Annotated in this window: 17 protein-coding genes and 1 pseudogene; 9 read left to right on the top strand and 9 right to left on the bottom strand. The window is 69.4% G+C overall.

The annotated features are described in order from the left end of the window. The first annotated feature begins 285 nt into the window (after nucleotides 1-285). On the top strand, nucleotides 286-597 hold the full coding sequence (locus ACWGDX_RS36565; protein WP_453632743.1) for a hypothetical protein: 312 nt from the start codon (nucleotides 286-288) through the stop codon (nucleotides 595-597). Between the two features lie 240 nt (nucleotides 598-837). Here the strand turns inward: ACWGDX_RS36565 and ACWGDX_RS36560 are convergent, their stop codons facing one another. Then, nucleotides 838-1947 (bottom strand): hypothetical protein, encoded by a 1110-nt coding sequence (locus ACWGDX_RS36560; RefSeq protein WP_453632741.1) that lies wholly within the window; start codon nucleotides 1945-1947, stop codon nucleotides 838-840. Nucleotides 1948-2773: 826 nt separating this feature from the next. Between ACWGDX_RS36560 and ACWGDX_RS36555 the strand changes: the two genes are divergently transcribed. Together ACWGDX_RS36555 and ACWGDX_RS36550 are read left to right on the top strand one after the other, a co-directional pair. Beyond that, nucleotides 2774-4429: a helix-turn-helix domain-containing protein gene (locus ACWGDX_RS36555; RefSeq protein ID WP_453632739.1), complete on the top strand. Its 1656-nt coding sequence runs from the start codon at nucleotides 2774-2776 to the stop codon at nucleotides 4427-4429. 452 nt (nucleotides 4430-4881) lie between these two features. Further along, entirely contained in the window at nucleotides 4882-6447 is a 1566-nt protein-coding gene (locus ACWGDX_RS36550) for an endonuclease/exonuclease/phosphatase family protein (protein ID WP_453632737.1), read from the top strand. Nucleotides 6448-6722: 275 nt separating this feature from the next. Here ACWGDX_RS36550 and ACWGDX_RS36545 read toward each other — a convergent pair whose 3' ends face one another. Beyond that, entirely contained in the window at nucleotides 6723-8111 is a 1389-nt protein-coding gene (locus ACWGDX_RS36545) for an MFS transporter (protein WP_453632735.1), read from the bottom strand. A 988-nt stretch (nucleotides 8112-9099) separates the two neighbouring features. Here ACWGDX_RS36545 and ACWGDX_RS36540 point away from each other — a divergent pair. Next, nucleotides 9100-9588 (top strand): lamin tail domain-containing protein, encoded by a 489-nt coding sequence (locus ACWGDX_RS36540; RefSeq protein WP_453632733.1) that lies wholly within the window; start codon nucleotides 9100-9102, stop codon nucleotides 9586-9588. Between the two features lie 180 nt (nucleotides 9589-9768). Further along, complete coding sequence (locus ACWGDX_RS36535) at nucleotides 9769-10335, top strand: hypothetical protein (RefSeq protein WP_453632731.1); 567 nt, start codon at nucleotides 9769-9771, stop codon at nucleotides 10333-10335. Between the two features lie 47 nt (nucleotides 10336-10382). Here the strand turns inward: ACWGDX_RS36535 and ACWGDX_RS36530 are convergent, their stop codons facing one another. From ACWGDX_RS36530 to ACWGDX_RS36515, 4 genes are all read right to left on the bottom strand, one after another. Then, nucleotides 10383-10679 carry a hypothetical protein gene (locus tag ACWGDX_RS36530; RefSeq protein WP_453632729.1) on the bottom strand — a complete coding sequence of 99 codons (297 nt, stop codon included), beginning with the start codon at nucleotides 10677-10679 and terminating at the stop codon, nucleotides 10383-10385. A 288-nt stretch (nucleotides 10680-10967) separates the two neighbouring features. After that, complete coding sequence (locus ACWGDX_RS36525; protein ID WP_453632727.1) at nucleotides 10968-11975, bottom strand: SMP-30/gluconolactonase/LRE family protein; 1008 nt, start codon at nucleotides 11973-11975, stop codon at nucleotides 10968-10970. 163 nt (nucleotides 11976-12138) lie between these two features. Beyond that, a complete protein-coding gene (locus ACWGDX_RS36520; RefSeq protein WP_453632726.1) occupies nucleotides 12139-13026 on the bottom strand; it encodes a helix-turn-helix domain-containing protein in 888 nt (295 codons plus the stop codon). 205 nt (nucleotides 13027-13231) lie between these two features. Further along, complete coding sequence (locus tag ACWGDX_RS36515) at nucleotides 13232-13786, bottom strand: hypothetical protein (protein WP_453632724.1); 555 nt, start codon at nucleotides 13784-13786, stop codon at nucleotides 13232-13234. 469 nt (nucleotides 13787-14255) lie between these two features. On the opposite strand from ACWGDX_RS36515, the gene ACWGDX_RS36510 reads away from it, so the two are divergent. Both ACWGDX_RS36510 and gyrB read left to right on the top strand, forming a co-directional pair. Next, a complete protein-coding gene (locus tag ACWGDX_RS36510) occupies nucleotides 14256-15092 on the top strand; it encodes a methyltransferase domain-containing protein (protein ID WP_453632722.1) in 837 nt (278 codons plus the stop codon). A gap of 523 nt (nucleotides 15093-15615) precedes the next feature. Then, nucleotides 15616-17706 carry a DNA topoisomerase (ATP-hydrolyzing) subunit B gene (gene gyrB, locus ACWGDX_RS36505; protein ID WP_453632720.1) on the top strand — a complete coding sequence of 697 codons (2091 nt, stop codon included), beginning with the start codon at nucleotides 15616-15618 and terminating at the stop codon, nucleotides 17704-17706. Nucleotides 17707-17809: 103 nt separating this feature from the next. On the opposite strand, the gene ACWGDX_RS36500 is transcribed toward gyrB, so the two are convergent. Then, entirely contained in the window at nucleotides 17810-20974 is a 3165-nt protein-coding gene (locus ACWGDX_RS36500) for a discoidin domain-containing protein (protein ID WP_453632719.1), read from the bottom strand. Between the two features lie 243 nt (nucleotides 20975-21217). Here ACWGDX_RS36500 and ACWGDX_RS36495 point away from each other — a divergent pair, with 243 nt between their 5' ends. Together ACWGDX_RS36495 and ACWGDX_RS36490 are read left to right on the top strand one after the other, a co-directional pair. After that, a complete protein-coding gene (locus ACWGDX_RS36495) occupies nucleotides 21218-21970 on the top strand; it encodes a hypothetical protein (protein ID WP_453632717.1) in 753 nt (250 codons plus the stop codon). A 102-nt stretch (nucleotides 21971-22072) separates the two neighbouring features. After that, nucleotides 22073-22732: pseudogene (locus tag ACWGDX_RS36490) on the top strand (DUF3626 domain-containing protein); the annotation flags it as partial. Nucleotides 22733-22900: 168 nt separating this feature from the next. Here ACWGDX_RS36490 and ACWGDX_RS36485 read toward each other — a convergent pair. Together ACWGDX_RS36485 and ACWGDX_RS36480 are read right to left on the bottom strand one after the other, a co-directional pair. Further along, nucleotides 22901-23458 carry an SMI1/KNR4 family protein gene (locus ACWGDX_RS36485; RefSeq protein ID WP_453632715.1) on the bottom strand — a complete coding sequence of 186 codons (558 nt, stop codon included), beginning with the start codon at nucleotides 23456-23458 and terminating at the stop codon, nucleotides 22901-22903. 275 nt (nucleotides 23459-23733) lie between these two features. Beyond that, nucleotides 23734-25380, bottom strand: coding sequence for a tannase/feruloyl esterase family alpha/beta hydrolase (locus tag ACWGDX_RS36480; RefSeq protein WP_453632714.1), 1647 nt, complete (start codon nucleotides 25378-25380; stop codon nucleotides 23734-23736). Between the last annotated feature and the right edge of the window lie 98 nt (nucleotides 25381-25478).

Here is a 25478-nt window from a genome sequence, read left to right as displayed (position 1 = left end):
GGCTCGCGTGCCCTGGCACCGCGCCTCGCCGCGTTGTCGTCGGTCGCCTACGCTCCGCGTGGACTCCCTCCTCCGCCTCGCGATCCACGGCACCAGACCCCGCTCCCTCATCCAGCCAGATCCAAACGAAAGACCCTAGCCCCATGCTGGCCGGAGCTTCCGCCGCACGCCGATCCCAGCAGTGAGGCCCGCGCCCGGCAGGCCGTCCGGTCCAGCACTCCGGACCTGCTGGGCCGATGGGCCGTCGAATGCGGGGCGGTCCGTCTGGCTCTCGCCGGCCTCGCCGTGGTCTTCCCCACGACCCGCACCCTGCCCGCACTCACACCGCGGCTTCGAGTCTTCACCGACCAGCACGACCGAGGCACCGACATCGGCGATTACGTCCGCTTCGTCCTGTTGCTGGCCGCCCGCGACGACAACCGGACCCTCGACGCGGTCGAGACGTTCACGGATGCGTACTGGAGAGGCACCGCACGCGGGGCACCGACACGGGCACGGGCACTCCACCTGCTCGGTCAGATGCTGACCAGGGTCGGTACGGTCCTCGCAAGGTCACGCACCGCGGATGACATGACCGCGGACGCGGGGAATACGTGAACCTCCACCGGGCCTCAAGTTCCGGTGGACCACGCGGCAGGCGCGGGCCGCGCGGTCCCCGGCTCGGGGTGGAGGCGCGGCAGAGTGGGCCCGCGCGGCAGGGTGGGCCCGACCTCAGGAGTCGGACCCACCCTGTTCAGCTCTTCCTCTTCCCGGGCAGGGGTGCGACGGCCCGTGACAGCCGGGCGGTCGCCGTACTCCGCCTCGTGCCAGACCTGTGGAAGGGGCCGTGCGGGAAGGTCAGAACGCCGAGGTGTACGCGGTGAAGAAGGGGACCTTCACCGGAGTTCCGCCGGGGCCGAAGCAGTTGACGGGGAGCTGGACGGCGCCGCCGGTCCGGGTCCATGGGGCGTACAGGCCGCAGTATTCGGGCCCGCTGCCGTAGGCGGTGGTCTGGGCGGTGTCCGAGGGGACGGCCACCGACGGCAGGGTGACGACGAAGGGCGCTCCCGAGCCACCGAGGGTGTTGGTGGCGCTGCTGGAGTTGTAGTTGGTCAGCGGGGGCAGCGATCCGTTGTACCAGAGGTAGCCGAACGACCTCGGCGGGAAGGCGGGTCCGTGCACCGCCCGCAGATAGGAGTAGCTCAGGGTCCATTTGGCGTCGTACGGGGCGTTGGACGCGTCGTAGCAGGCGACCAGGATGGTCTGCCCGGTGGAACCGGGTGCCCAGTCGGACACCTTGCAGTGTGCCCCTTGCCTCGCATCGACCGCTGTGACCTGGATGTTGCCGGCGTAGCTGGACAGTCCGAGATTGGGAAGCCACGCCTTCCAGATACCGGTCCCGCCCTTGCTCACCGTGTTCACGGCCCCGGTGGAGTTGTACTGCGTGAGGACCGCGCCACTGATGTCGGAGTACAGATAGCCGTACGAGCCGGTCGGTGTGGCGGGAGCGCCGCTGCTGCTGGTGTACAGCACGGTGAAGGTGGAGTTGTCGGGTGCGCCGCTGGGGAGATAGCAGTTGACGTAGACGTCCTCACCGGATCCCACGGCCCGCCAGTCGGCGAGCTGGCACCAGTGTCCGGCCCTGCTGACCGCGGTGGCGTGGGCGATGCCGCCCCGGCCGCCGATCTGCGGGAAGTGCACCACGTACGAGCCGAGGCCGAGCTGGTCGACCTTGACGGGGTTGGCGGACGGAGAGGTCCAGCTGCCCCACTGGCGGGAGGGGTCGGGTACGTAACCGGGGGGCGGCGTCGGGTTGTCCAGGTAGGCGAATCCCCAGCGGTCGGGGACGGCGGCCTGGGCGGAGCCGGCGGTGGGCAGGGCTGCGGCCAGCAGAGCGGCCAGCATCCCCATGACGAGAAGAACGGCCCGGACGGGTCTGTTCGACGGAACTGCGGTGCGGGCGTGCATGAGCGTACCTCCTGTTGGTGAGGTCGGTGCTGCCTGCGCGGTCCGGTGCTGTGTACGGAAGTCCGGCGTGTGCGGAAGTCCGGCGTGTGCGGCGTGTGCGGTTCCGGGACGGGCGGTCTCAGCGCTGTCCTGCGGGCGGCTGTGGGGAACCGCGGGGGCCCGCGTGTCCGCCCGTGTCCCGACGGTGCGTCACACGCTGTGGCCCGGCTGCTCACCGTCCCAGAAGAACGGCCCGTTGTGGCGTTCTCCGCCAGCCGTTCCGGTGTCCCCCCGCACCCCTTCCGGTGTCCGCCGCACCTGTCCCAGGAGGTACCGGGGCGCGCTCCGCCACCACGGGTCACGGTGCGCGTAGGCCGGTCCGGCCACTCCCCCGTGACCGGTCGCCGCACCCCGCCCCATCCGCCCCACCCCCTTCTGTGCGTACCGTCGCCGCGCATGGCCGGAACATGCTTCGGTGGGTGCTTCGCGCGTCCGCCGCCCGGCCGGTCCCGGAGGGCGGCCGTCTGGAAGTACGCCACCGCCCCGGCCGGTGGCCGCCGGGATCACACTGCGGAGGGCCGCGCGGATGACCGCGCGGCCCGTCGTCGCACCCCTCACCCTCAACACAACGGTGTGGGCAGTGGGAAACCGGTGGCTCAGCCGATTTCGACGAGGTGGACCTTCCCGGGGAAGGAACCGTACGAGCCCACTGATCCCGTCACGGTTGTTGCCGATCGACCCCGGGGCCGCGTCCGGGCGGGCCTGCCACTGATGGACCGGCGGCCCGTCGCGGTCCTCCCCGGCGTGGCAGAAGTCCCGCCGCCGCATGGACAATGGATCTCCTCCCGTGACGGGTTTCCAGGAGCCCGGCACGCTGACCGGCGAAGCGAAGGAGTGCGGCGTGGGCGAGCGAGCGGCGCCGTCCCCGGACTCCCTGCGCGCGGCCGACATCCTGGCCATGCACCGGCTGGCCCACAAGGCGGACGGCGTACAGGCGCTGCTGCGGTGGCTGGCGCGCCGGACGGGGTGCTGGGTCGGGCTGGTGGACTCGGCCGGCGCCGTAGAGGCCGCGTCCTCCCACGGGAGCGGCCCCGATGTGATGCTGCTTGTGGCCGACGGGCTGCGCGTGATGCGTGAGCGGGGGCTGCGTACGTTCGTCGCGGGCGAGTCCCCGGGCCGATCGGGCGCGCTGCTGGCCGTCGGCATCCCCGGGGACCGCTCCGGGCCCGAACCGTCCGAACTGGTCCTCGCCGTCGTCGGACCCGACCCGCTCGGGACGGCGGCCCCGGTCGACGCGGTGCCGCTGCTCGGGGTCTGCTGGCGGGCGAGGGAGACCGAACGAACCCGGCGGCGGGTGGAGATCGCCGACGCGCGCGGACGGGAGGCCGTGCTGCATCTGCTGATGTCCGGCAACCTCACGACGGCGCATCAGATCGCGGGTGTCCTCGCGCCGCGCCTGTCCGATCCGGCCCGGTTCCATGTCGTCGAGTGCGGTGCCGGCCGGCGTGCCGAGGCGATCCGTATCTGCGCCGAACTCACCGCCGGTCAGGCGTGGATCGTACGGTGTCCCGTCTACTCGGACCATGTGCTCATGGTCGCGCCGGCGAGCCCCGGCACTGTCGGCGCCCGGCCGCTGGAGGCGGCGCTCGCGGCCGAGATCGAAGGCTGTGTCGTGGGGACCGGCGACGCGCTGGCGCTGCGTGACACGGCCGCCGGCTACGAACAGGCGTTCCACGCGCTCGCGGTGGCCCGTGGCCGTCCCGAGCGCTGGGCGCGGTTCGACGCCGCGCTGGGGCTGCCCGTCGTGGCGGGCCGCCACGGCCACACCTGGGCCGACCGTCTGCTGACGCCGCTGACCGGGCATGTCCCCGCCCGAGCCACCGCCCCCGACAGCCGCGCGCTGACCGACACGGTCCGGTCGTGGCTGTCCTTCTCGTCCGCCGCGACCCGGCATATGAAGATCCACCGCAACACCCTGGCCTCGCGCCTCCGCCGCGTCGAGTCACTCCTCGGTCTGGACCTGGAGCTGGTGGGCGACCAGGCGAGACTCGATCTGGCCCTGCGGATAGGGGCGTTACCGCGCGTGGCGGACCACAGGCCAGCGAGTACGGCAGGGCCGGGGGGTACGGCGGAGCCGACGGGCACGGCGCGCGCGGCAGGCACGGCGGGCGTCGCGGGCCTGGCGGGCCCGGCTCCGGTCGAGGACGTCTTCGAGTCGCTGCTTCGCCTGCCGGCCGTACGGGAGTGGGCGCTGACCCAGTTGCGCCCCGTACGTGAGGAAGCACCCGCGCTGGAGACGACCCTGCGTATCTGGTTACGGAACGACACCCGGCTGAGTGCGACGGCGCAGTCGCTCGGGGTGTCGGTGACGGGAACCCGTAAGCGGCTGATACGGCTCGAACAGGTCATGCGCCGGTCGCTGGTACGGGTCCCGAACGCGCGCCATGACCTGTGGCTGGCCGTCGAGGTCCTCGACCGCGGAAGGCCGGACAGGAACTTCTGAAACCGCCGGCCGGTCAGGCTGTGCACTTCGACTCTCGCCGGGCCGCCGCACGGAACCTAGAGTCAGGGCCGTGTTCACGCCCCGGACCGGGGGCGGGGCGTGAACGCGACCACGGCAGGACCGGGACACGTACCCGTAGGCGCGTGGATTCCCTCGCGGGTCCATCGCACCCAGCCGCTCCCCCATTCATGTCGAGGCGCAGAACCCCGGCGGTGCCCGCCCCCGCCGGCCGCAGGCCCTGGCACTGCGACTTCCCGGCACCAGGGCGGCGGTCACCCGGCGTCAGGAGTCGCGAACGCGTTCGAACGCGATTCAGGATTGGTTCGCCTGACATACAGGAGAAAAGGGAGGCGGCGGCTTCCTCGCCATTCCTAGCTTGGGTCCGCTCCCGGCGATCCGAGAGGTGGCCGGCCAGAGGCCGGTGCGGCCGGGAGCATGACGAGGAGTGTGTAATGACTGCGCGCACAAGATGGATCGTGGCCTTCGCCGGAGCGCTGCTCGCGGCTGCCGGGCTCTCGCTCGGATCCGCTTCCGCGTTCACGACGGCCGGGCATCAGGGTTCCGCGCCGCACGAGCGCGTGCGGGTGATGACTCTCAATACCTTCTACGGCGGCGACGACCTCGACCTCGCCACCGAGGACTTCTGCGAGACACCGAACGGGTGCGCGGAGACCCTGAAGCAGATCGAGCGTGCCATCAAGGACGCCCGTGCCGATATCGTCGGTGTGCAGGAGTCGGAGCGGAACACCGAGCGGATCGCGTCGGCGCTCGGCTGGTACGGCAGCGACCGGGCGCACGTGATGTCCCGGTTCCCCATCATCGACCCGCCTGGCGGCGACGGCCTGTACGTGTTCGTCGAGGTGGCGCCGGGACGGGTGATGGCCGTCGCCAACACCCACACACCGTCCGACCCCTACGGCCCGTACCTCGTACGGGACGGCGGCAGCCTGCGGGACGTGCTCGACCTCGAACGCGATGTCCGCCTGCCCGCTGTCCAGGACCAGATCGACGTGCTGCCCAGACTCGCCCGGCAGGGCATCCCGGTCACGCTGACCGGTGATTTCAACAGCCCGTCGCACCTGGACTGGACCCAGGCCGTCGCGGACGCGCGGCCGGAGGTCCCGTTCGCGGTGAAGTGGCCGGTCAGTGCCGCCCTGGCGAAGGCGGGACTGCACGACACCTACCGCGAGGCGCACCCCGACCCGGTCGCCGTTCCCGGCTTCACCTGGACGCCGGGCAGCCCGGAGGCCGACCCGCACGAGGTGGACGACCGGATCGACTGGGTGCTTCGCGCAGGTCCGTCCCGCACGATCGACAGCACCGTCGTCGGCGAGAGCGGTGGGCCGAACGTCGGGGTGGGTCTGTCACCCTGGCCGAGCGACCACCGCGGAGTGGTGTCCACACTGGACGTCGAACCGGCGGTGCCGCCGGTCCTGGTCGCGCCGGCCACTCGCTCGGTCACGATGGGCAAGACGCTCCCGGTCACCTTCCACGCCCCCGGCAATCCGGGTGAGCGCGTGGCGCTGCTGGACCGGCGGGGCCGGATCGCGGCGTGGCGGCCGACGGGCAAGCCCGGACGGCGGGACGGCACGGTCACCTTGCCGACCAAGAGCCTGCGCCAGGGCGAGTACGACGTCGTCCTCCGCTCCAACGGCGGCAAGGTGCTCTCGAAGACCCAGGTGTGGCTCTATCCCAAGGGTGAGCCGACCCGGGTGTCGGTGGGCAGGAGCGAGTACCGGACGGGCCGGCCGATCGACATCTCGTGGTCGAACGCCCCGGGCATGGGGCTGGACTGGATCTCGGTCTTCGCCTGCCCGAAGAACAAGTGCGAGCCGAACTCCGACTACCTCGTCTACACCTACACCGGTTCGCGGATCGAGGGCCACGGCGAGATCGGGCCGGACGCGATCGGAGCCGAGGACTCCTGGCCGCTGAAACCCGGCAGGTACGTGGTGCGCCTGCTGCCGGACGACGGGCTGCTGTCGGTGGCCGAGTCCAAGGTCTTCACGGTGTCCTGATCCCGCCGTCCTGACCCAGGTGTCCTGACCAGGTGTCCTGACCCTTCGGGCCTTCGGGCCTGATCACCGGTCGATCGGCCGGGTCCCGGCCATGACGACTGGTGCGCGACCGCGCTGTGCTGCGCTGTGCCGCGCAGTCCATGCTCGGCGGGAGTCGACGAACTGGCGGAAGCTGTGCGTACACGAGCGGAGTCCTCGGCCGCACCGCCGGCGTCGGCGAACAGCCCCCGGTGTGCGGCCCGGGGCCCTGGCGCCCTGGCGCCCACCAGGAAGACTTACGGCTTCCTGGTCGTGGCGCGAGTGTGTGGTGAGGGGATGAGGGCCGCCGTCGGTGAACCCTCGGGACGGGACGCCGTATTGATGTTCTCCAGCGACAGCCCTCTGGTCCGCACACCGAACGCGACAGCGGTCGCGGCCAGCAGCATGGCCGCCGCCCCCACCATGTATACAGCCCACACTCCGACGCCGTAGAAGAGCGGGACCATGTAGAAGGGCGCTGCCCCGCTGGAGAGCCGGTTCAGCGAGAACAGCCAGCCGTTGGCCGTGGTGCGCAGGCTCGTCGGAAACTGTTCCAACTGGTAGATGTGGGTGGCATTGGTCTTGATGTTGGCCACCACGGTGAAACAGAAACCGAGAACCGTGATCATCACCGCTGACCGCGCGTATCCGTAGGCGAGTCCGATCCCCGCCATGGCCAGCAGCGCCGCACACAGGATCCACTTGCGCTCGGCCCTCTCCACGATGTGCATGGACAGATACGAGCCGATCGGCGATCCGAGGAACGACAGCGTCATGAACGTGAGCGAGCTGTCGAGATCGAAGCCCTTCGCCTGGAGTGCGAGCGAGGCGAGGCTGCTGAAGCCGTAGTACCCGATCGGCCCGAGAGCCCACAGCAAGGCCATCAGCGCTGTACGGCGGGCCAGCGGCACCCGAAAGAGCATGCGGACGGGCAGTCGCCTCTCCACGGGCGGTGGGACCGGCTCTTCCTTCATGGGCGCGGGCGGCGGCCTCCACCCCTCCGTCTCCGCGGCCTTCTCGAAGACGGCGGTCACCGTGTCCGCTTCCGCCGACCGGCCGACCGTCTCCAGCCATCGGGGTGACTCGGGCAGACCTCTGCGGACGAAGAAGGTCAGCAGCGCGCCCAGGGACCCGATCGCGAACATCCACCGCCATCCCGCGACACCGAGCGGGGCCTTGTCGACGAGCAGCAGGCTCAGAAATCCGACAACGGGTACGGCGACATGGGCATAGGTATATGCCTTCGCCGCGTAATAACCGCGCCGGGCCGGCGGCAGGATGTCGGCCAGATACGCGTCGGTCACCGGGAGTTCGCCGCCGATTCCGACGCCGATGACAAAGCGGCAGACGATCAGCGTCCAGATGTTCGGCGCGAAGGCGCAGGCGATCGTACCCGCCGAGTACAGGCTGAGCGTGATCATGTAGGCGCCGCGCCGCCCGATCCGGTCCGCCACCCGCCCCACCACGACCGCGCCGAGGAAGCCTCCGGCGACGGTCGACGCGAGGAACAGCGACAGAGAGATTCCGCTCAGGGAGAAGGTTTCCTTGAGAGTGCTCAACAGGGCACTCATCAAGAAGAGTTCGTAGATTTCGAAGAAGTTGCCGAGCGCCATCACATTGACGAAGCGCTTGTGGCGTGCTGTCACCGGAAGTCGGTCGAGCCGGGCCTCAATCGATAGTCCGGCAGTAGCTCGCGAACTGTGCATACGTTCTTCCCCTCAGGGCTCCGAGACGGAGTCCCTTGGTCATGGGAATTACTTGAGCTGGGCGATCCAGGGAGAGAGTAAGGATGTTGGCGGCATGACACGCGCAACTACCCTCCGCACCCACTGGAAGCAGGAATCGACGCACAGCCGTACGAAGGTCCCACGGCGGCAGGACACTTCGGCCTGGAAGAGGGATACAGCGGGGGCCGAGCGACTTCGGCCTGGTGGCGCGGTTGATTACTCTTCGTGTCCGTCCGGGCGTCCATCACATCAAGGCATTTACGGATGGACAGAGCGGCCCGGACCCGACCGACGGTGTCCGCCGCTTTCCCTCGCCATCCGCCGCTCCCCGCCGCTTCCCATTCATCCCGCTCGCAAAAGAATGTGCGCGCCAGTGTCGCTTACGCACTTCGACTCGGCGGATAAGGGCAAGGACGTCGCAGAAGAACCGCGAGAATGTTTCACCGTAGTTGGCCGCCGATTTCCGTCGGAAGTCTGCGGGGCCGTTTCCGAGAAAACACCTCGTCGGAATCTCGCAACCGCCTACGGCGACACGAAGATCCCCCGGGCGCCTCGAACGCTATGAACATGCGGGCTCGAACACGGCACCGGATGGGCCGATCGCTTCCGTTACCAAGCGCGCGGCTCCGCCACGGGGGTTCGTGCCGCGGCTGACGATGTGACGGTCAAGCGGTTGCCGCGCGTTGACAGAAACGGCCGATGCATCGCGCATGAATGGTCACAAGAGAACAATAGATATCCACTTGTATTCATATACGATGATTACGGACATGTCCGTGTTTTGTAACTTGGAATTAATTCGCCCGGAATAGGCGGTCGGGGCGGACAGGCTGTAGGTCCCGGCATCGGACCGGGGAATCCGTACAGCACACCGGCTCCGGCCGGTGTCCGCTTCTGAGGGGGCATCATGTCTTCTTCCCGTACCGCCCGTCGTCTGGTCGCCGGTGTTCTGGCCTCCGGCGCTCTTCTCGCCGCGGCGGCCCTGCCGGCCTCGGCCGACGACGGCCACGGCCGGCACCAGACCCCGCGCTCGACCGTGGCCCTGGGGGAAATCCAGTACGACAGTCCCGGGCGGGACAACGGCTCCAACCGGAGCCTGAACGCGGAGTGGGTCGAGGTCACCAACAACGGCCGCCGTCCGGTCAACCTGAACGGCTGGACCCTGAGCGACTCCGACGGCAACCGTTACCGCTTCAAGAACCTGTGGCTGGACGGGCGATCCTCGGTCCGGGTCCACACCGGTTTCGGCCGTGACACCCGCACCGACGTCCACCAGGACAGCCGCGACTACATCTGGGGCAACCGCGGCGACACCGCGACCCTGCGCAACGACCGCGGCCGCACCGTCGACAGCGAGTCCTGGGGCCGCGGCCACCACGGCGGAAACCGCCACTGACCACTGACCCCCGCCTCACACTCCTCCCCCACGCCTGACCGGAAGGCCAGGGGATCGAGGCACCGCGCGGTGTGCCGCAACCCGACCGGTCGCGGCACACCGCGCCACAGCGCCACCGCGTCCGAGCGGGTGCACGGCGATACACGGGCGCGCCACCAGCCGGAAGGATGCGGGGGCAGAATGGCCTCCATGTCCAACTCATACGCGCAGCCCATCCTCAGAACGGCTGATCTCCCGGAGGGATTGCGAGTTGTCGAGCGGTTGCTCGCAATCGCCGATCTCCAGGACCTCGAAGTCGATTTCGAGGTACGGATCTCCTCGGCGCAGACCCTCTCACCGCTCCTGGAGTTGTTTCCGGATGCCACGTGGTGGGCCGAAAACGACTGGAAGCGCTCATCGGCGAAGGGCGACGATCCGTCGGCGCACCTGCCCATCGTGTTGAGGCGCGGGGCCAGGTCACCGGAGACCGTGAACCCGTTCCTCGACGCGGTGGGCGACGACCCGGCCACAGTGCGGTGGGATTTCACCGGCTGGCCCGAGGCCCCCGAAGTGGGTCTGGATATTGGAGGGGCCAGGGGCGCGTTCGTGACACTGTGCGTGAACGCCCGCGACCTCGACCTGGAAGAACCCGCGACCGATCACACCGTCTTCGTCCACGTCAAGCAGTTCGAGTCCGAACGCGCACCGTGGCTGGCAGCGCGGGTCGGGTTGCGAGTGATCGGCGACCTGGTGATGGCTCCGTACTGACCACCTGCGTCACGCGGGCCGCCCCTTATCAGGCCGACGCCGCTCTTCTACTCGGAGTGTTCGGTCAAGGAGAAGTACGTGTTCGCCGCCGGCAGGAACGTCAGCACGACAGCGCTCCGCGCCCATTTTCGGCCCTGGCGCAGCTTGAAGACGAAGAGCGGGAACAGGGCGCTGGTGAACACCAGGAAGCCGGCGGACATGGCGACTTGCCGGATCGCTCCGCTCTCGCCCACCTCGTCGCGCAGTTCATCGAACCCCGAGGGAGAGATGGCGAATGTGTCCAGCACCCAGACGACGGCGTCCACGACAACCGACGCGAGGAGCAGCAGGAAGGCTGTTTGCACCTCCCTGGGACGCGTCGCCCTCAGGGCCGTTTCCGGGTAAACCGTCACTTCTGTCTCCTCTGGCAGTCCGTTTCCCCTGGGGAGACGGCCAACCCCGCTGAGCGGTTGCCTGCGGCAGGGTGGCGAACTCCGCCGGGCGACGTTCGGGTTGTCCGCCGGGTTCCGGAACTCGAAGTCGGTGTGGGCATCGGGTAGATGACGTTCGGGCACGTGGGGACCCACGTGCCCTCGGTCAACCGGTGTTCGCGGGTTTTCCCCGATGCGGACGGTGCGGTCTCAGTCGTTGAGTCAGTCGTTGAGGTCGGCGAGGACGAGGTTGGGGTCTTCGGCGGTGGTGTAGGCGGCGCTCAGGACATAGACGGTGTTTCCGTGCAGCGCGACGGAGGTGGGGTTCTGGAGGCCGTCGGTGGTGGTCAGGACGGTGGTGTGGCGGCCGTCGGGCTGTATGAGCGCGACCTCGCTGGGGCCGTTGAGGGTGGCCAGGATCCGGTCGCCGTGGCCGGTGAAGGCGAAGTCGTCGATGCCGGTCAGGCCGGTGGCCCGGGTCTGCACCCGTCCGGCGTGCCCGCCGCGGCGGACGGGGATGCGCAGGAGGGTGCCCTTGTCGAGATTGGTGGCCCACACCGCCCCGTCGCGGACCTTCAGGCCGTTGGCGCCGAGGAAGCCGGTGGAGGCCAGTTCGGGGGCGGCGGACCAGACGGTGGGGGTGCCACCGGTGGTGGGAACGGTCCGGATGGTGCCGAGGACCGAGTCCGTGATGTAGAGGGTGTTGGTACGCGGATCCAGGGCCAGGCCGTTGGGCAGGCCGTCGGCGGGCAGGGCGGCGATGCGCTGCGGTTCGCCGCCGGGCCGCAGGCGCCACAGGCCCGTGAGACTGTCGGCGCCGGTGGCGTACAGGACGTAGAGGGTACCGTCGTGGGCTCGGACGATGCCGGTGGTCAGGGCGAAGCCGAGGACCGGGGTGTGGATGCCGCCGTCGGCCGGCTCGGGCAGCGTGGCCAGGATACGGGTGGTGCCCGCGGGGGTGACCCGGGCGATCTGGCGAGCGGCGGCGAAGGTGACGTAGGCGGTGCCGTCCGGGGACAGGGCGATGTTCTCCGGCATCCGCCCCTTGTCCAGGTCGAAGTGCGCGGCGATCCGCGCGTTGTCCACCGGCGCGGTGGCCTTTGCGGTGGCGGCCGACGCGGGAGCCGGACCGGTCGCCGCGACGGCTACGGCGGCAACGACAGCGGCCGTGGCCGTGGCCATGGTCAGGGCGGTGGCCGACAGGCCGGTCTTGGAGAGCTTCTTCAACATGATGCCTTCACTGTTTTCCGGTTGCGGTGCAAGGGATTTACGGGATTTCGGGCATGCGGCAGCGGTACGCCGACGCGCGAGGGTGTTGGGCGGCTCCGGGCCCCGGGCAGGGCGGAGCTGAGCGCGGCCGGTGGTGCGTTGGTTCGGGCCGGTGTGGGTGGGGTCAGCTGGAACCGACGTGGGCCTTCGGCCGCGACGGGGTGGCCGGAGCCGTGGCCTGGGCGAGCAGGGCCAGGGCGGTACGTGAGGGTGAGCCGGCCTCGGTGGTGGCGACCACGACGCTGGGGCCCGGTCCCTGACTCAGGGTCTGCTGAGTGACGGTCAGTGTTCCGACCAGCGGGTGCCGCATCTCGTAGCCGGCGACGTCGCAGGCTCTGACGCGGTGGTCGGCCCACATCGCCGCGAAGTCCTCGCTCTTCGCGCTCAGTTCACCCACCAGAGCGTGCAGTGCGGAGTCGTCCGGGTACTGGCCCGCCACCAGGCGCAGATTCCCCACAACCGCCCTGGCCTTGGTCTGCCAGTGCACGTACAGGTCGCGGGTGTGGGCGTCAAGGAACACCAGCCTGGCCATGTTGGGGCGCTGGGCCGTCAGGTCCGGGGCACCGGGGTCCAGATGTCCGGCGAACAGCGCGTGGCCGAGCCGGTTCCACGCCAGTACGTCGCTGCGGCGGCCGATCACGATCGCGGGGACGTCCGCGAGGGCGTCCAAAAGCTGACCGGTCGCCTCCGTGACGCGCTCCGGCGCGGGTCGCCGGCCCCGGCCGCGGGGCGTGGCCGACCGGGTCAGGTCGTGCAGGTGCAGACGCTCGGACTCATTCAGTCGCAGGCCCCGGGCGATCGCGTCCAGTACCTCGGGTGAGGCGTTCATCGAATGCCCCTGTTCCAGCCGGGTGTAGTAGGAAGGGCTCACTCCCGCCAGCAGCGCCAGCTCCTCACGTCGAAGACCCGGTACACGGCGGCGCTCCCCGTAGGTGGGCATCCCGACATCGTCGGGACGCAGTTGGGAGCGTCGTGTCCGGAGGAACTCCCCGAGCTGCGATTTTCCGTTCATGGATCCGAGTATGGGCCGACCGGTCCGACGCCGCCTTCCCCTGCCGGGGATAGGCACCGGCGGGTGTGGCCAGTGCCGCGGGACAGCCGGCGGAGTGGGCGCGATACGGCGGGACCGGACCGCCGCACGCGCACCGGCCCGAGCGGTGGCCGCCCCGGCTCCGGGGCGGGCGGCCAGGCAGGTGCGCGTGCGGTCTCGTGCGGTCTCAGCCTGTGGCGGGCTCGCTGCCGGTACTGGCCGGCCGAAGGGGCCTCACCCCGGTCGGCTCCTCTGTGCGTACGGCCGCGTCAACGATGGAGGGGTTGAACAGTTCCCGGATACAGAGGAGTGGCAGCCCGTCGCTGTCGAGGGTGTAGGTCTTGACCGCGCAGGGGGTGCCGTCCGGCCACGTGGCCCGGCCGACGTGCACGATACGTCGGCGCAGGACCACTCCCGCTTCGGCGAGCGCGAAGCCGACCGGCTGCGAGGGGTCGGCGACGGCCCTGTCGACTCGCGGATCAACGCCCGCGCGGGCCGCGACCGTGTTGTCCGACACGGGCCGGCCCGTGACCGTCAGCAGGCGGGCCCGGCGGAGCAGGCAGTTGCCGGTGCTGTCGGGTCGGAGAGCCTCGCGGACGCCGGACGGAAGGGCGGCCGGATCGACCGTCCGTACGTCGCTGGCCCGGACCCGCAGGGGGCCGTGCACGAGCGCCTGGAGAAGGGGGGTGGTCAGGCCATCGCTGGTCAGGAGTATGCGTGTCGCCGCGGAGGAGAAGACCATCGCGGCAGGATCCGGGCCGGACTGGAGAGTCAGGCCGGACTGGAGAGTATGGGGGGCCACGGGCGTCCTCGGTCTGGTCGACAGCTGGATATCGGCAGCCCAAAAGAAGGGAACAGCGGCGATCCTGCGAGCCACCTGATGTGGCGTGTGTGCCAGGTTAGACGTTGTGCCGCGGTCGGGGCGGATGTCTCCTGCGCGGCTTCGTCTGCCCGCTCTTGAGTCGGCCGACCCGATCGTTGCTGGTCAGGAGCTCGTCGCCGGGCAGGAACAGGGCACTCGGGACTGCCGCGAGTGTCGGGCGGCCCGGCCCGCCCCCACTCTAAAGTGCCGTGCGTCAGAAGGGTGTTCGGGGCTGTTCCTGTGGGCGGGTTTGCCAGGGCGTCAGCCGTCGGGATATTGCTTCCCGTGACGAACACGTCACTTTCTGTTGTGCGCGCGCTGATGGCCGTGCGAGGCGAATCGAGGACTTGTGAGCAAGGCACCGGCCCCGGTACGGGACGCTGGTTCTACGGGGGTTGCCGAGTATCTGCTCGGGTCCTCGTCCGCCGAGCGGGAACGTCTCCTCGCCCAGTGCGAACTCCTGCGGCCCGCGTCCGCCGCCCTCCTGGACACGATCCCCCTGCCGCCGAACGCGGATGTGCTCGACCTGGGCTGCGGCCCGCTGGGCATCCTCGACCTTCTCAGCGAACGGGTCGGCCCCACCGGATCGGTCACCGGTCTCGACACCGACCACCGGATGATCGGCTGGGCCCGGGAGTCCGTCACCGAACTCGCCCTCGGCAACGTCGAAGTCCGCCACGAAGCCCTGTCGCCGGCCGCCGCCGAGGCGCGGTACGACCTGGCCCACTGCCGGCTGCTGCTGATCAACACACCCCGCCCCCGCCGGATCCTTGGCTCCATGGCAGCCGCCGTCAGGCCCGGAGGATGGCTCGCGGTCCAGGAATTCGACTGGGCGACCTGGCAGTGCGACCCGCCCCACCCCGCATGGAGCCGCCTCAAGGACCTGCTCGCCGGGGTCTTCGGAGGCGACGTCCACATCGGCGCCCGGCTGCCCGGCCTCCTGCGCGGAGCCGGCCTCACCGACGTCCAAGTCACCGCCCACACGTACTACTGGCAGCCGGGCGACCGCTACCAGACCCTGCTGCTCTCCTTCGCCCATCTCTTCCGCGACCGCCTCCTGCGGCACACCGCGCTCACATCCGAGGAACTCGACTCCCTCTCCAGCACACTCCACGACCACCTCGGCCGACCCCACACCACCGTCCGCGAAAGCCTCCTCGTCCAGGCACGGGCCCGCAAACCCTGACCGCGACAGCCGCAGGACCCGGCCGGAGCCGGCGTACCGCCTCGTCGACCTCGCTCGGACAGTGCGGCTCCCCCTCGTCGAGAGCGTCCAGGATCAGGCCGGTGGTGGCCCGGCCGACGTCCATGTGACCGCCGGACCGGTGCGGTTGTACGGGACGACGCAGGCGTAACGCGAGAGTCCGCACAGGACGGCGGGCCGCCGCGTGCCCCCGGGAAACCGGCTTTCGACCGTGGAGTGTCACGCCCGAAAAAGCCCCTGTAGCCCGGCGCGCCAAAGCACTCAGAAAGCCTCCGCGTGCCACCCTCCGGGATTTTCCCGCTCTGCGGGCAGGGGGGATTGACCGACGGGCCCGGCGGCGGCGAGACGGGCGCCTGGGCAGCTTCTCGCCCTAGGTTCGCGCCGGACTTTCGGTATCTTGGAACACGTCTCGCCGCCTCCCCGGGCGCGGGACCTGTGGGCCCGAGGGTCTGCTTCGGCCTGCCCGCGACACGTTTCCGTCCGACGATCCGACCGCTCTCGCGCCATGGTGCGCGGGGGCGTGGTTTTCCATGCCCGAAAAGGGAGCATTGTGACTACTTCCGGCACTCACGCCGCGTCCGACATCTCCGGCGCCGAGCAGAACGGCCATACCGGGTCTGCCGCGTACGACGCCACCGCGATCACCGTCCTGGACGGGCTCGACGCCGTACGCAAGCGGCCCAGCATGTACATCGGCTCCACGGACGAGCGGGGTCTGCACCATCTGGTGCAGGAGATCGTGGACAACTCCGTCGACGAGGCGCTGGCCGGGGTGGCCGACCGGATCGATGTGACGGTCCTGGCCGACGGCGGCGTACGGGTGGTCGACAACGGGCGCGGCATCCCGGTGGGCATGCATCCGGTGCAGAAGAAGCCGGCCGTGGAAGTCGTGCTGACGGTGCTGCACGCGGGCGGCAAGTTCGGGGGCGGCGGGTACGTGCTCTCCGGCGGTCTGCACGGGGTGGGCCTGTCGGTGGTCAACGCGCTCTCGACCAGGCTGTCGGTGGAGATCTGGACCGACGGCTACCGGTGGACCCAGGAGTACGAGGACGGGGTGCCGACCGCGCCGCCGGCCCGCCACGAGGCCGCCTCGAAGACGGGCACGTCCCTGACGTTCTGGGCGGACGGCGGCATCTTCGAGACCACCGAGTACTCCTTCGAGACGCTGGCCCGGCGGTTTCAGGAGATGGCCTTCCTCAACCGGGGGCTGACCCTGACCCTCACCGATGAGCGTGCGTCGGCCCGTGCGACGGCCGCGGCCGACGAAGCGGGTGCGGACATCGCCGGGGAGCAGGCGGCCAGGACGGTCTCCCACCGCTACGACGGCGGCATCACCGACTTCGTCGCCTATCTCAATGCCCGCAAGGGTGAGCCGGTCCACCCCTCCGTCGTCTCCATCGCCGCCGAGGACACCGAGCGGCTGCTGTCGGTGGAGGTCGCGCTGCAGTGGAACAGCCAGTTCGCCGACAGCGTCCACTCCTACGCCAACGCCATCCACACCCACGAGGGCGGCACCCACGAGGAGGGCTTCCGCACGGCGCTGACCACGGTCGTCAACCGGTACGCGCGGGAGAGGAAACTGCTGCGTGAGAAGGACGGCAACCTCACGGGTGAGGACATCCGCGAGGGTCTGACGGCGATCATCTCGGTCAAGCTGGGTGAGCCGCAGTTCGAGGGCCAGACCAAGACCAAGCTGGGCAACAGCGAGGCCAGGACGTTCGTGCAGAAGGTCGTGCACGAGCATCTGACGGACTGGTTCGACGGCAACCCGGCCGAGGCGGCCGACATCGTCCGCAAGTCGACCCAGGCGGCCACCGCCCGGCAGGCCGCCCGCAAGGCACGGGACCTGACCCGCCGCAAGGGCTTGCTGGAGTCAGCGGCCCTGCCGGGCAAGCTGTCGGACTGCCAGTCCAACGATCCGGCGAAGAGCGAGATCTTCATCGTCGAGGGTGACTCCGCCGGCGGCTCGGCCAAGTCCGGCCGCAACCCGCGGTACCAGGCGATCCTTCCCATCCGCGGCAAGATCCTCAACGTCGAGAAGGCGCGTATCGACAAGATCCTGCACAACCAGGAGGTCCAGTCGATGATCTCCGCGTTCGGCACGGGCGTGCACGAGGACTTCGACATCGAGAAGCTCCGGTACCACAAGATCATTCTGATGGCGGACGCCGATGTCGACGGCCAGCACATCAACACCCTGCTGCTGACCTTCCTGTTCCGCTTCATGCGGCCCCTGATCGAGCACGGGCACATCTACCTCTCCCGCCCGCCGCTCTACAAGATCAAGTGGAGCCGGGACCACATGGAGTACGCCTACTCCGACCGTGAACGAGACGTCCTGCTGCGACGGGGCCGGCAGGACGGCCACCGGGTGAGGGACGACTCCATCCAGCGGTTCAAGGGCCTGGGCGAGATGAACGCCGAGGAACTGCGCATCACGACCATGGACCAGGAGCACCGTGTCCTGGGCCAGATCACCCTTGACGACGCGGCCGTTGCCGACGCCCTCTTCTCCGTCCTGATGGGCGAGGACGTCGAGGCCCGGCGCTCCTTCATCCAGCGCAACGCCAAGGACGTGCGCTTCCTGGACATCTGATCGCGCCGGCTCCTCGCCGTCCGCTTCGCCGGTAGCAGCGGGGTGGGCCCACCCTTTCGCGGGGAGGGCCCACCCCGTTCGCGGAGGACGGTCCGCGGGGGGCCTACGGAGCGAGCACGGACAATGACACCACCCGGGCGTCGTGCGTACCCCGCTGACCGACGGTGAGTGCCACATAGCGCGCGCTGCCCTGGGCGGTCAGCGTGCCATTACGGCCCCTGACCCGCGGGGCTCCCACTGGTGTGTACGTCAGCCCGTCCACGCTGAACTCGGCCTTGGAGGTCGGGATCCGGCCGCTCGTCCAGGCCACCCGTATCTCACCGACCGGAACCACCGCACCCAGGTCCACCACCATCCGGCCCTTCGCGCCCGGGTTCCAGGAGGTGTGCGGATCACCGTCGACCGCGCCCGCCGGATCGGACATTCCGGGGGGCAGGGGTGTCGTCGGGAACGTGACACGCCCGAGCGCGAGATCCGGCAGCGGATAGCCGGTGCCGCCCGGTACGGACACCCGCTCCGTGCGCCCGCGGCGGACGTCGACACGCACGCTCCGGCCTCCGGGCGCCGTGAGGACGAGCCGGCACGCCGGCCCGGAGAACGTGACCGTCGCCGCGTCGACGACCTCGGCGCGCACCCCGGCGGGGATGCGCGAACGCGTGTCCGACCGCAGGGTGAAACGGGCCGGCGCGATCGCCGCGGACGCGGCGGCCAGCTCCGCCACATGGTCGGTGCCGGTCGCCGTGACGGTCTGGGTCCCGGCGTACAACTGGACCGTGCGGGTGTCCTGTGCCACGGATACGGTGGTCTTCACCGCGGCGGCGGACAGGTTGAAGAGACTGAGGTGTCCCCCGGCGACACTGGCCTTCACCGCTGCCGCGGCGGCGACCGGAGCCGGGCGGGCCGCGGCTGCCCTTACGTCCGGCACCGACCCTCCCACGTACCCCTCGACCACGATCGGCTCGGCCGGCCCGTCGGACAGGACGAGGATGTCGCCGGAGACGGTGAGGGGGTTCTTCGCGCCCCGGACGACGAACCCGGCCCTGCCGTCGACGACGACCCAGCCACCGCCACTGGTGAGATCGGGACGCGGATACCTGATGAGATCGGTCCACGCCTTCCCGTCCGCGGAGCCCTGGACCACGTAACCCCGCCCCGCAGCCGCCTCCCAGCGCAGTGTGACGCGGTCGAAGCTCCGCGCCTCGCCCAGGTCGACGGCGAGCCAGCTGTCCGCCTTCGGACGGTCGGCGACGGAGACGGCCCAGCGGGTCGTGAGATCGCCGTCGACGGCGAGGGGCGCGCCCTTGCCGGTGTCCGCGGAGGAGGCCGTCGCGGTGCCGCCCCGTGCCAGATCGGCGCCGTCGGCGCCGTCGCGCACCTCGACCGCGTACAGCGAGTAACCGTAGCGGGGGTCGGGGCTGATGCCCTGGACCCGCAGATGACGGTACGACACCCGGGTGAGGGCGAGGTCATCGGTGCGCCCGGTCGTCGAAGGCGGCGCGGTGCCCGCGTCCTTGGCCGCGACGCCGACGCTGCCCTCGGCGGTGGTGTATGTACGGCTGCCGTCCAGCCCGGCGATGCCCGGCATCGTCAGGTTCCGCACCTCGATGTGGCCCTCGCCCGCCGCCGTTCCGCCGGTCGCGTAGACGACGTCACCCGACGGCAGGGTGGTGAACCCGGCGTAGCCCGTGCCGAGTGTGAACACCGTGGCGCTGCCGTCGAAGCCGTCACGGACCCGGCTGTAGGTGGCGATGTTGCGTGTTGTCACGCTGCCCGCGATCGAGGGCAGGAACATCGGAGTGGTGCCGCTCAGCGCGAACAGCCAGTCGTCGTGGGCCGGTTGCCAGCAGAACTTGACGAAGCCCGGCTTGCTGACGGCCGCGGCCCAGGCCGCGGGGGACTGGTGCGCCACCAGTCCGGGGCCCGTGCCGAAGTCCTTCACCCCGCTCGCCCGCGCGAACAACTCAGCGTCGGTGAGAGGACGGACCGCCGCACGCTGCCCGGCCCGCCATTCGTGCAGCAGATAACTGATGGCGACCTCGGCGCGGGCCTCCGGCTCGTACTTGGGCTCACCGGAGAACTTGGTGAGCCGGTAGGCCGGTGCGTACGCCTGGTAGGCCGCCAGGCGCTCGGCGAGCGCGGCCTCGCAGCGGGCCGCGGCCCGGTCCCCCAGCACCTGGGCGAGGAAGGCGATCGGGATGACGTCACGCCCGTACAGGTACTCACGGTCGTTGACCATCGGCATCAGCGGTTCGCCCGCGTCGCTCATGACGGTGAGCAGGGTGTCCCAGAGCGGACCGGCGTTGGGCTGCGCGGTGAGCACCTGGGGCAGCGGACGTCCCGCGGTGATGAAGTGGGCCGCGTTACGTCCCGACGTACGCCACAGCTCCTCCTGGTAGTGCGGGCCGAAGGAGTTGTGGTTCTCGACGATGAACGAGTCGTACAGGTTCTGCGCCGTGTTGTCGCTGATCGCGACGCCGTCCACGAGGGCGGGATTGGCGCGGTCCGCGACCGGAAGGCCGGCCTCGTTGCGGCTCCACCGGCCGAAGGCGTCGCTCCAGGCGTCATGGCGGGGATCGTCGGTGGCCCAGGCGAGACCCGGCGCGAGCGACTGGGCGTAGACGCCCATCTCCTCCAGCTTCGTGTCGCCCACGTGACCGCCGGTGAGGCCGTTGGGCGTCCAGCCGCCGGAGGCGGGGTCGTTGGCCGTGCCGAGCGCCGTCGTGTACGCGGCCTGGTCGCGGACGATGGTGTCGATGTTGGTACGGGTCGTGTCGTCCAGCTGGTCCCACAGCAGCCGGGCGGCGAGCACGAAGTACAGCTGGAAAGTGGTGTCGAAGAACAGGGTGCGGCCCCATTCGGAGCCGCCGGTGAGGCGGTTCGACGCGGCGAAGTGCGCGAGGGTGGCGAGAGTGCGCGAGCGCAGGGTCTCCTTGTCGATCCCGGCCCGCTCGGCGTCGTAGGTACCCCGGGTGAGCAGGAGGGCATGGCCGAGGACCACCGCGAAGCCGAAGTCCTTGGCGGTGTAGTAGCCCTTGGCCGCGTCCCACTGCGTCTCCGACCAGCGGGTGTGTGTGAGCAGCGCCTGATGGTAGGCGGCGGCGACATCGTCCGGGGGCGCGGAGTGGGGCGCCGGCTTGTGGCGGCCGACCGCCGAGGCGGGTCCGGCCTCGGCGAGGGAAAGCGGCACTGCGGCCAATGCGGCGGTCAGGCCGGCAAGTTGGGTGAAACGGCGCCTGTTCAGGTCGGCCGGTTGTTGGGTCACGCGCATGCACCTCCTGGGACACGAGGCTTCGACAACGTTGTCAAGCGCGCTCATTCTTAAACCAGGCAGCCGGAACGTCAAGGAGTCCGACCGGTCTCCTCCCAAGGCGGCTTCATCGGTCCGTGAGCTCCCGCGGTGCCGGATCGCGCTCCCTGAGCAGGTCAGGGAACGCCTCCGCCGTCACGCCAGGGCGCCGGTTCGCGGCGGTGGCGATGACGGTGGCGGTGGGTCGCGGTTCCCCGGGCCTACGTGGAGAAATGGACGGGCTGCACGCTCGCCGGCCCGGCCCCGATCCTGACAGGCCCCGCCGTAGCCGCGCTCTACCAGACGCCAGAAGGAAGAACCGCTTCCACACGCCGCGTTGTGACAACGCACGGAACCTCCAGCAGCTGCACCGTCCGCTCGATCCCGTCGGCATCGATCCCGTCGGCGTCGATCCCGACCGGCTTCGGGGCGAGATGGTCGACGCAGACCGGCTGGTCTCGTAGCCTCTCGCTGTGCCCGCATCCCGAAACATCGCATGCCGTGCACAAGGCCGCAGCCGAATGTCCCGTGACAGCGAAAATTGATCCATTGCCACCGAAGTCCGACTGCAAACGAGGATTGATGAACCGCCGTATATCGCAAGGTGCGCTGATCGTGGGCACGATCGGCATCTTGATCAACATCGTGGACGCGATCGGGTCGGGGCATCTGGAGCCGCACGATGCTTTCGCCGCGCTGATCGCGCTCAGTGCGGGTGGTGAACTGCTCAAAGAGCGGCGGCCCAGGGCCGCAAAGGTGTTGTACGCCGTGGCGTCGGTGCTGCTGGTAATTTCCGGATCCGTCGCGGGTGGCCGAGCGTGGACCTCACTCTTCAGGGGCACGACCTATGACTGGCTCGACCTCGGACTCGGGGTTCTGGTCGTGCTTTACGTTGCCGTCGGTGCGGGTCTGCTGCTTGCGCGCCTGTCCGGCAGAGCATCGAGGTCTCGCATGAATGCCAGCACGCTCAGCGAGTAGCGCCGGCATCGGTCAGCGGCCGCCCATCACGCTCCATGTTGAGCGACCCACCCCGTCAGGCACCGTGAACAGCGAGGTCACAGGGCTGCAAAGGCAATCCAGATGCACCGGTTGATCAGGTTCGGGCACACTGCGCTGGTGAACACCGATACAGCCAGGTCGCCACAGGAACAGTCCATCCGTCATGTCGCGTCCCTGTCGTCCGGGGCCCCTGTCGACCCCGCACTGCGGGTGACCCTGAACTTTCACCCGGACCGCGGGGCGCGCGGTCGGCCGATCCTGCTCGTGCTGGCCCAGGACGGTGTCTATCACTCGCAGTTCGTCACGGGCACAAGCAACGGCGGCTTGACGGCCCACCCTGGCGGTGACCGGTGGCGCTGGGAGAGCAGGATGTTCGGTGGCGCCTATGACAACGCGCCCGCACACGAGCGGCCTGTCTACGGCGCGCTGGACTTCCGGCGCGAGCCGCTCGGCGGAGCACCCCGGTTCGGCTCCGCGTACTTCCGGCTGACCGCTGGGACACTCCCACGAACCACGTTCTGCTACCCGGACAGCGTCTGCGAGCCCTCGGCCTTCGGTGTGGCGGCCGGCATGTCGCTCATCGAGCTGGCCGGGGCCGACGAGCGGGACGCACTCGACGACTACATCGAGGCACAGGTACACGGACCACTCGTGCTGGACCGCGATGTCGAGGCACTGGTCCTGGACCCGAGCTATCGAGAAACGGAGGTGGAAGCCGCGGCCCGCCGCCTGCCATTCCCGTCACGTCCTGCGGCAGCGGACACCGCGCCGCGGGCTGTGGATCGACACCTCCGAGCAGACCCCCGTCCAGGCCGTGGACGAGATCCTCTCCCGAGCCCCGGAGGAGGCGCGAACCGAGGACCCGGGATGACGGCGCCTGCGCCAACGGGCCGAGGCGTTGCTGTTTCGCTATGCACCGGAGGACAGCCGACTCGCGGCCTCGTCCCATGGCTCAGGTTCGGCCAGGTCGTCCCTTTCGAAGGCGTCCTCCTCGAACCAGCCCGTCCCCGCGAGCCATGTCTCCAGCCACGCCGCGAGGCCGGCGGAGTCGAGGAACCAACACTGCTCCCACGATCCGCCGCTGTACGGGTTCGGCTCGAAGAGCAGGACCTGACCGTCCTCACTGAAACAATCAACGCCCGCATACATGGCACAGCCCCAGGTCAGGATCGGTACAACGCCTTCGGGCCACTCCGGGTGCTCCGCTCCAACGGACGCCTCACGTCGCGTCAGGTATTCGCCAACGACGCTGGAGCCCGGACCAAGCAGTGGCAGCAGCCGGTAGTCAGGGCCGAAGCCGCCGTCGGCGACCTCGCGATACAGGCGCGCGAGTAGGGGATGCAGCGCGATGCCCAGTTGCCCCTCGGCCTCCGCGATCTGGGCATCGTCGACAGGCTCGGGCAGGTCCTCGCTGTCCGATGCGGCCCGGGTGGCAACACGTCGCACGAGGTCATCGATGTCGGTCATGGCCGTGATGCTGTCAGAGCCCACTGACATTCGGCGGGCAAGGCCGCTGGGCGGACAGGTGGGCGGGCCGCCGGGCGGACAGGTGGGCGGACAGGTGGGCGGACAGGTGGGCGCCAGAGAGTTCGGAGAAGCTTGTGTCAGATGCTGACTGCTTCGAACGGATCCCGCCCAACGGGCCAACGGGCACGACTTGCCGACATCCGCGACAACTTGATTGCCCGCATCGCCGAAGCCGAAGCTTTGCCGCGCACCCATCTTCTGCCGACGGCCTCCGATCAGCTCTCGGCGCAGCTGAAATTCTCGGCGTCGTCCGTGTTGCCGTGGCCTTTGTACCGTGCGGCAAGTGGATACACGCACAGCGGCCGTGTCACGCCGGTCTCTCCGTTCGGTCCCTCGCCGACGCCGAGAAGTGCCGTGGGCTTCTTGTTGTGTTCGACCCAGTTCACGACCGCTTCCAGGGCACTACCGGGACTCGGAAGCGCGCCGTAGTACCCGGTGGGCATCAGACCCGGATGGGGATGTGACCGTACGAGAGTTTCATGTCCGCCGCCGGGAGCAAGGAAGAGCCGTGCGACATCGCGGACCTCACGGATGCCGCCCATCTTTTCCGCCAGCTTGCTGTAGTAATCGATGGTGCCTTGCACAGGTATGGAGGAGTCGAAGGTGCCGTGGGTGATGACCATCTTGCCGCCGGCTGCGCGAAAGGCGGAGAGATCGGGGTCCGCGGCACCCACAGTTCTGTCCCACTTCGCGACCGACCGTTCGAAGAGGTCGGCGAACTGCTCGTAGCTGAGGGTGCGCCAGTCGAAGGTTGGATCCTGAAGCACCCAGTGCGTCACCCATGTCAAGGCATCCGGGCTCGGCTGCGGAGAAATGGTCCCCTCACCACTGGTCACGGTGCCGGCGATTCGATCGAGCGGAGTACCGGGGAGCGGGCCGTACCAAAGGAACTTGCCGTTGGCGCCGCGCGGCCCCTTCCAGATCTTGTTGACGATTTCGGCTTCTTCAGCGGTGAGCTCATCGCCGATCATGGTCCGCGCATCCACGTCGCAGGCGCGCCAGTCGGAGACGATGTGGTCATTGACACCGTCCAGTCCATCACACCTGGTGAGCACTCTGTCGTTCACCGCCTCGAAGGTCGATTGCGGGATGAAGCGGTCAGCGACATTCATCACGACCTGTGGCCAGACCACAGAAGGGAGCAATCGCGGCAAGTTCACTGCCGGCCAGAACACCGCGAGACCGTCGTAGTCGTTCGGGTAGCGCTGCGCCTCCGTCAGCGCCTGGCGACCGCCGGCCGAACCGCCCTGGAAGTAGGAGTAAATGGGTCCCTCTCCGTAGTAGGCGGCGATCACCTTCTTGGCGCTGACAGCAGTCTGATGGATCGACAGATGGCTCCAGATGTCGATCAGGGGCTTGTTGAGGGTGTTGTCGGGCTTCAGCGCGAACGCCCCGTTGTTGCCCGTCGTCGGCACCCCGGCGTCGGTGTTCGCCGTGGCATATCCGGCCGTCAGTGCGCACGGGTCGTACCGGCCGCACGGCTCGTCCGGCCCCCCACCCGCGAAACCACCGCCGCCGGTGCCGACGAACCGCCCGTTCCATGTCGCCGACGGAAGGAACACCCCGACCCGGAATGACTCTTCCGATGATGGATCGTCCACCGTGAGCTGCACATTGCAGTACGCCGGATGCTCTTCCGTCGCGCTGACCGAAGTGGCGCTCTTGACCGTCCGACCGGGCAGGCCGAAGTCGATCATGCCCTGGCACGAACGAACCGGCTTCTTGCCCGCTGGCGCGGCGTCGGGCACCTGGGTACCGGCCGCTGGAGCGACCGTGGACATCGCCAGAGTCCACACAACCGCTAACGACACCACCGTCAACCGGACTTGACGACCTTTGCTTCTCCACAGCGAACCGGACACGGAAGTCGCTCCACTCATTGCCGTTTCCTCCTTGGACCGACGGAGTATCACTCCGACTCCAGATGCATCGTATGCCAGGCTGGCACCTAGTGCCAGCC

The sequence above is a fragment of the Streptomyces sp. NPDC055025 genome (assembly GCF_053608565.1).
The sequence above is the reverse complement of the archived record's forward strand: the minus strand, read 5'-3'. Positions and strand labels throughout refer to the sequence as shown.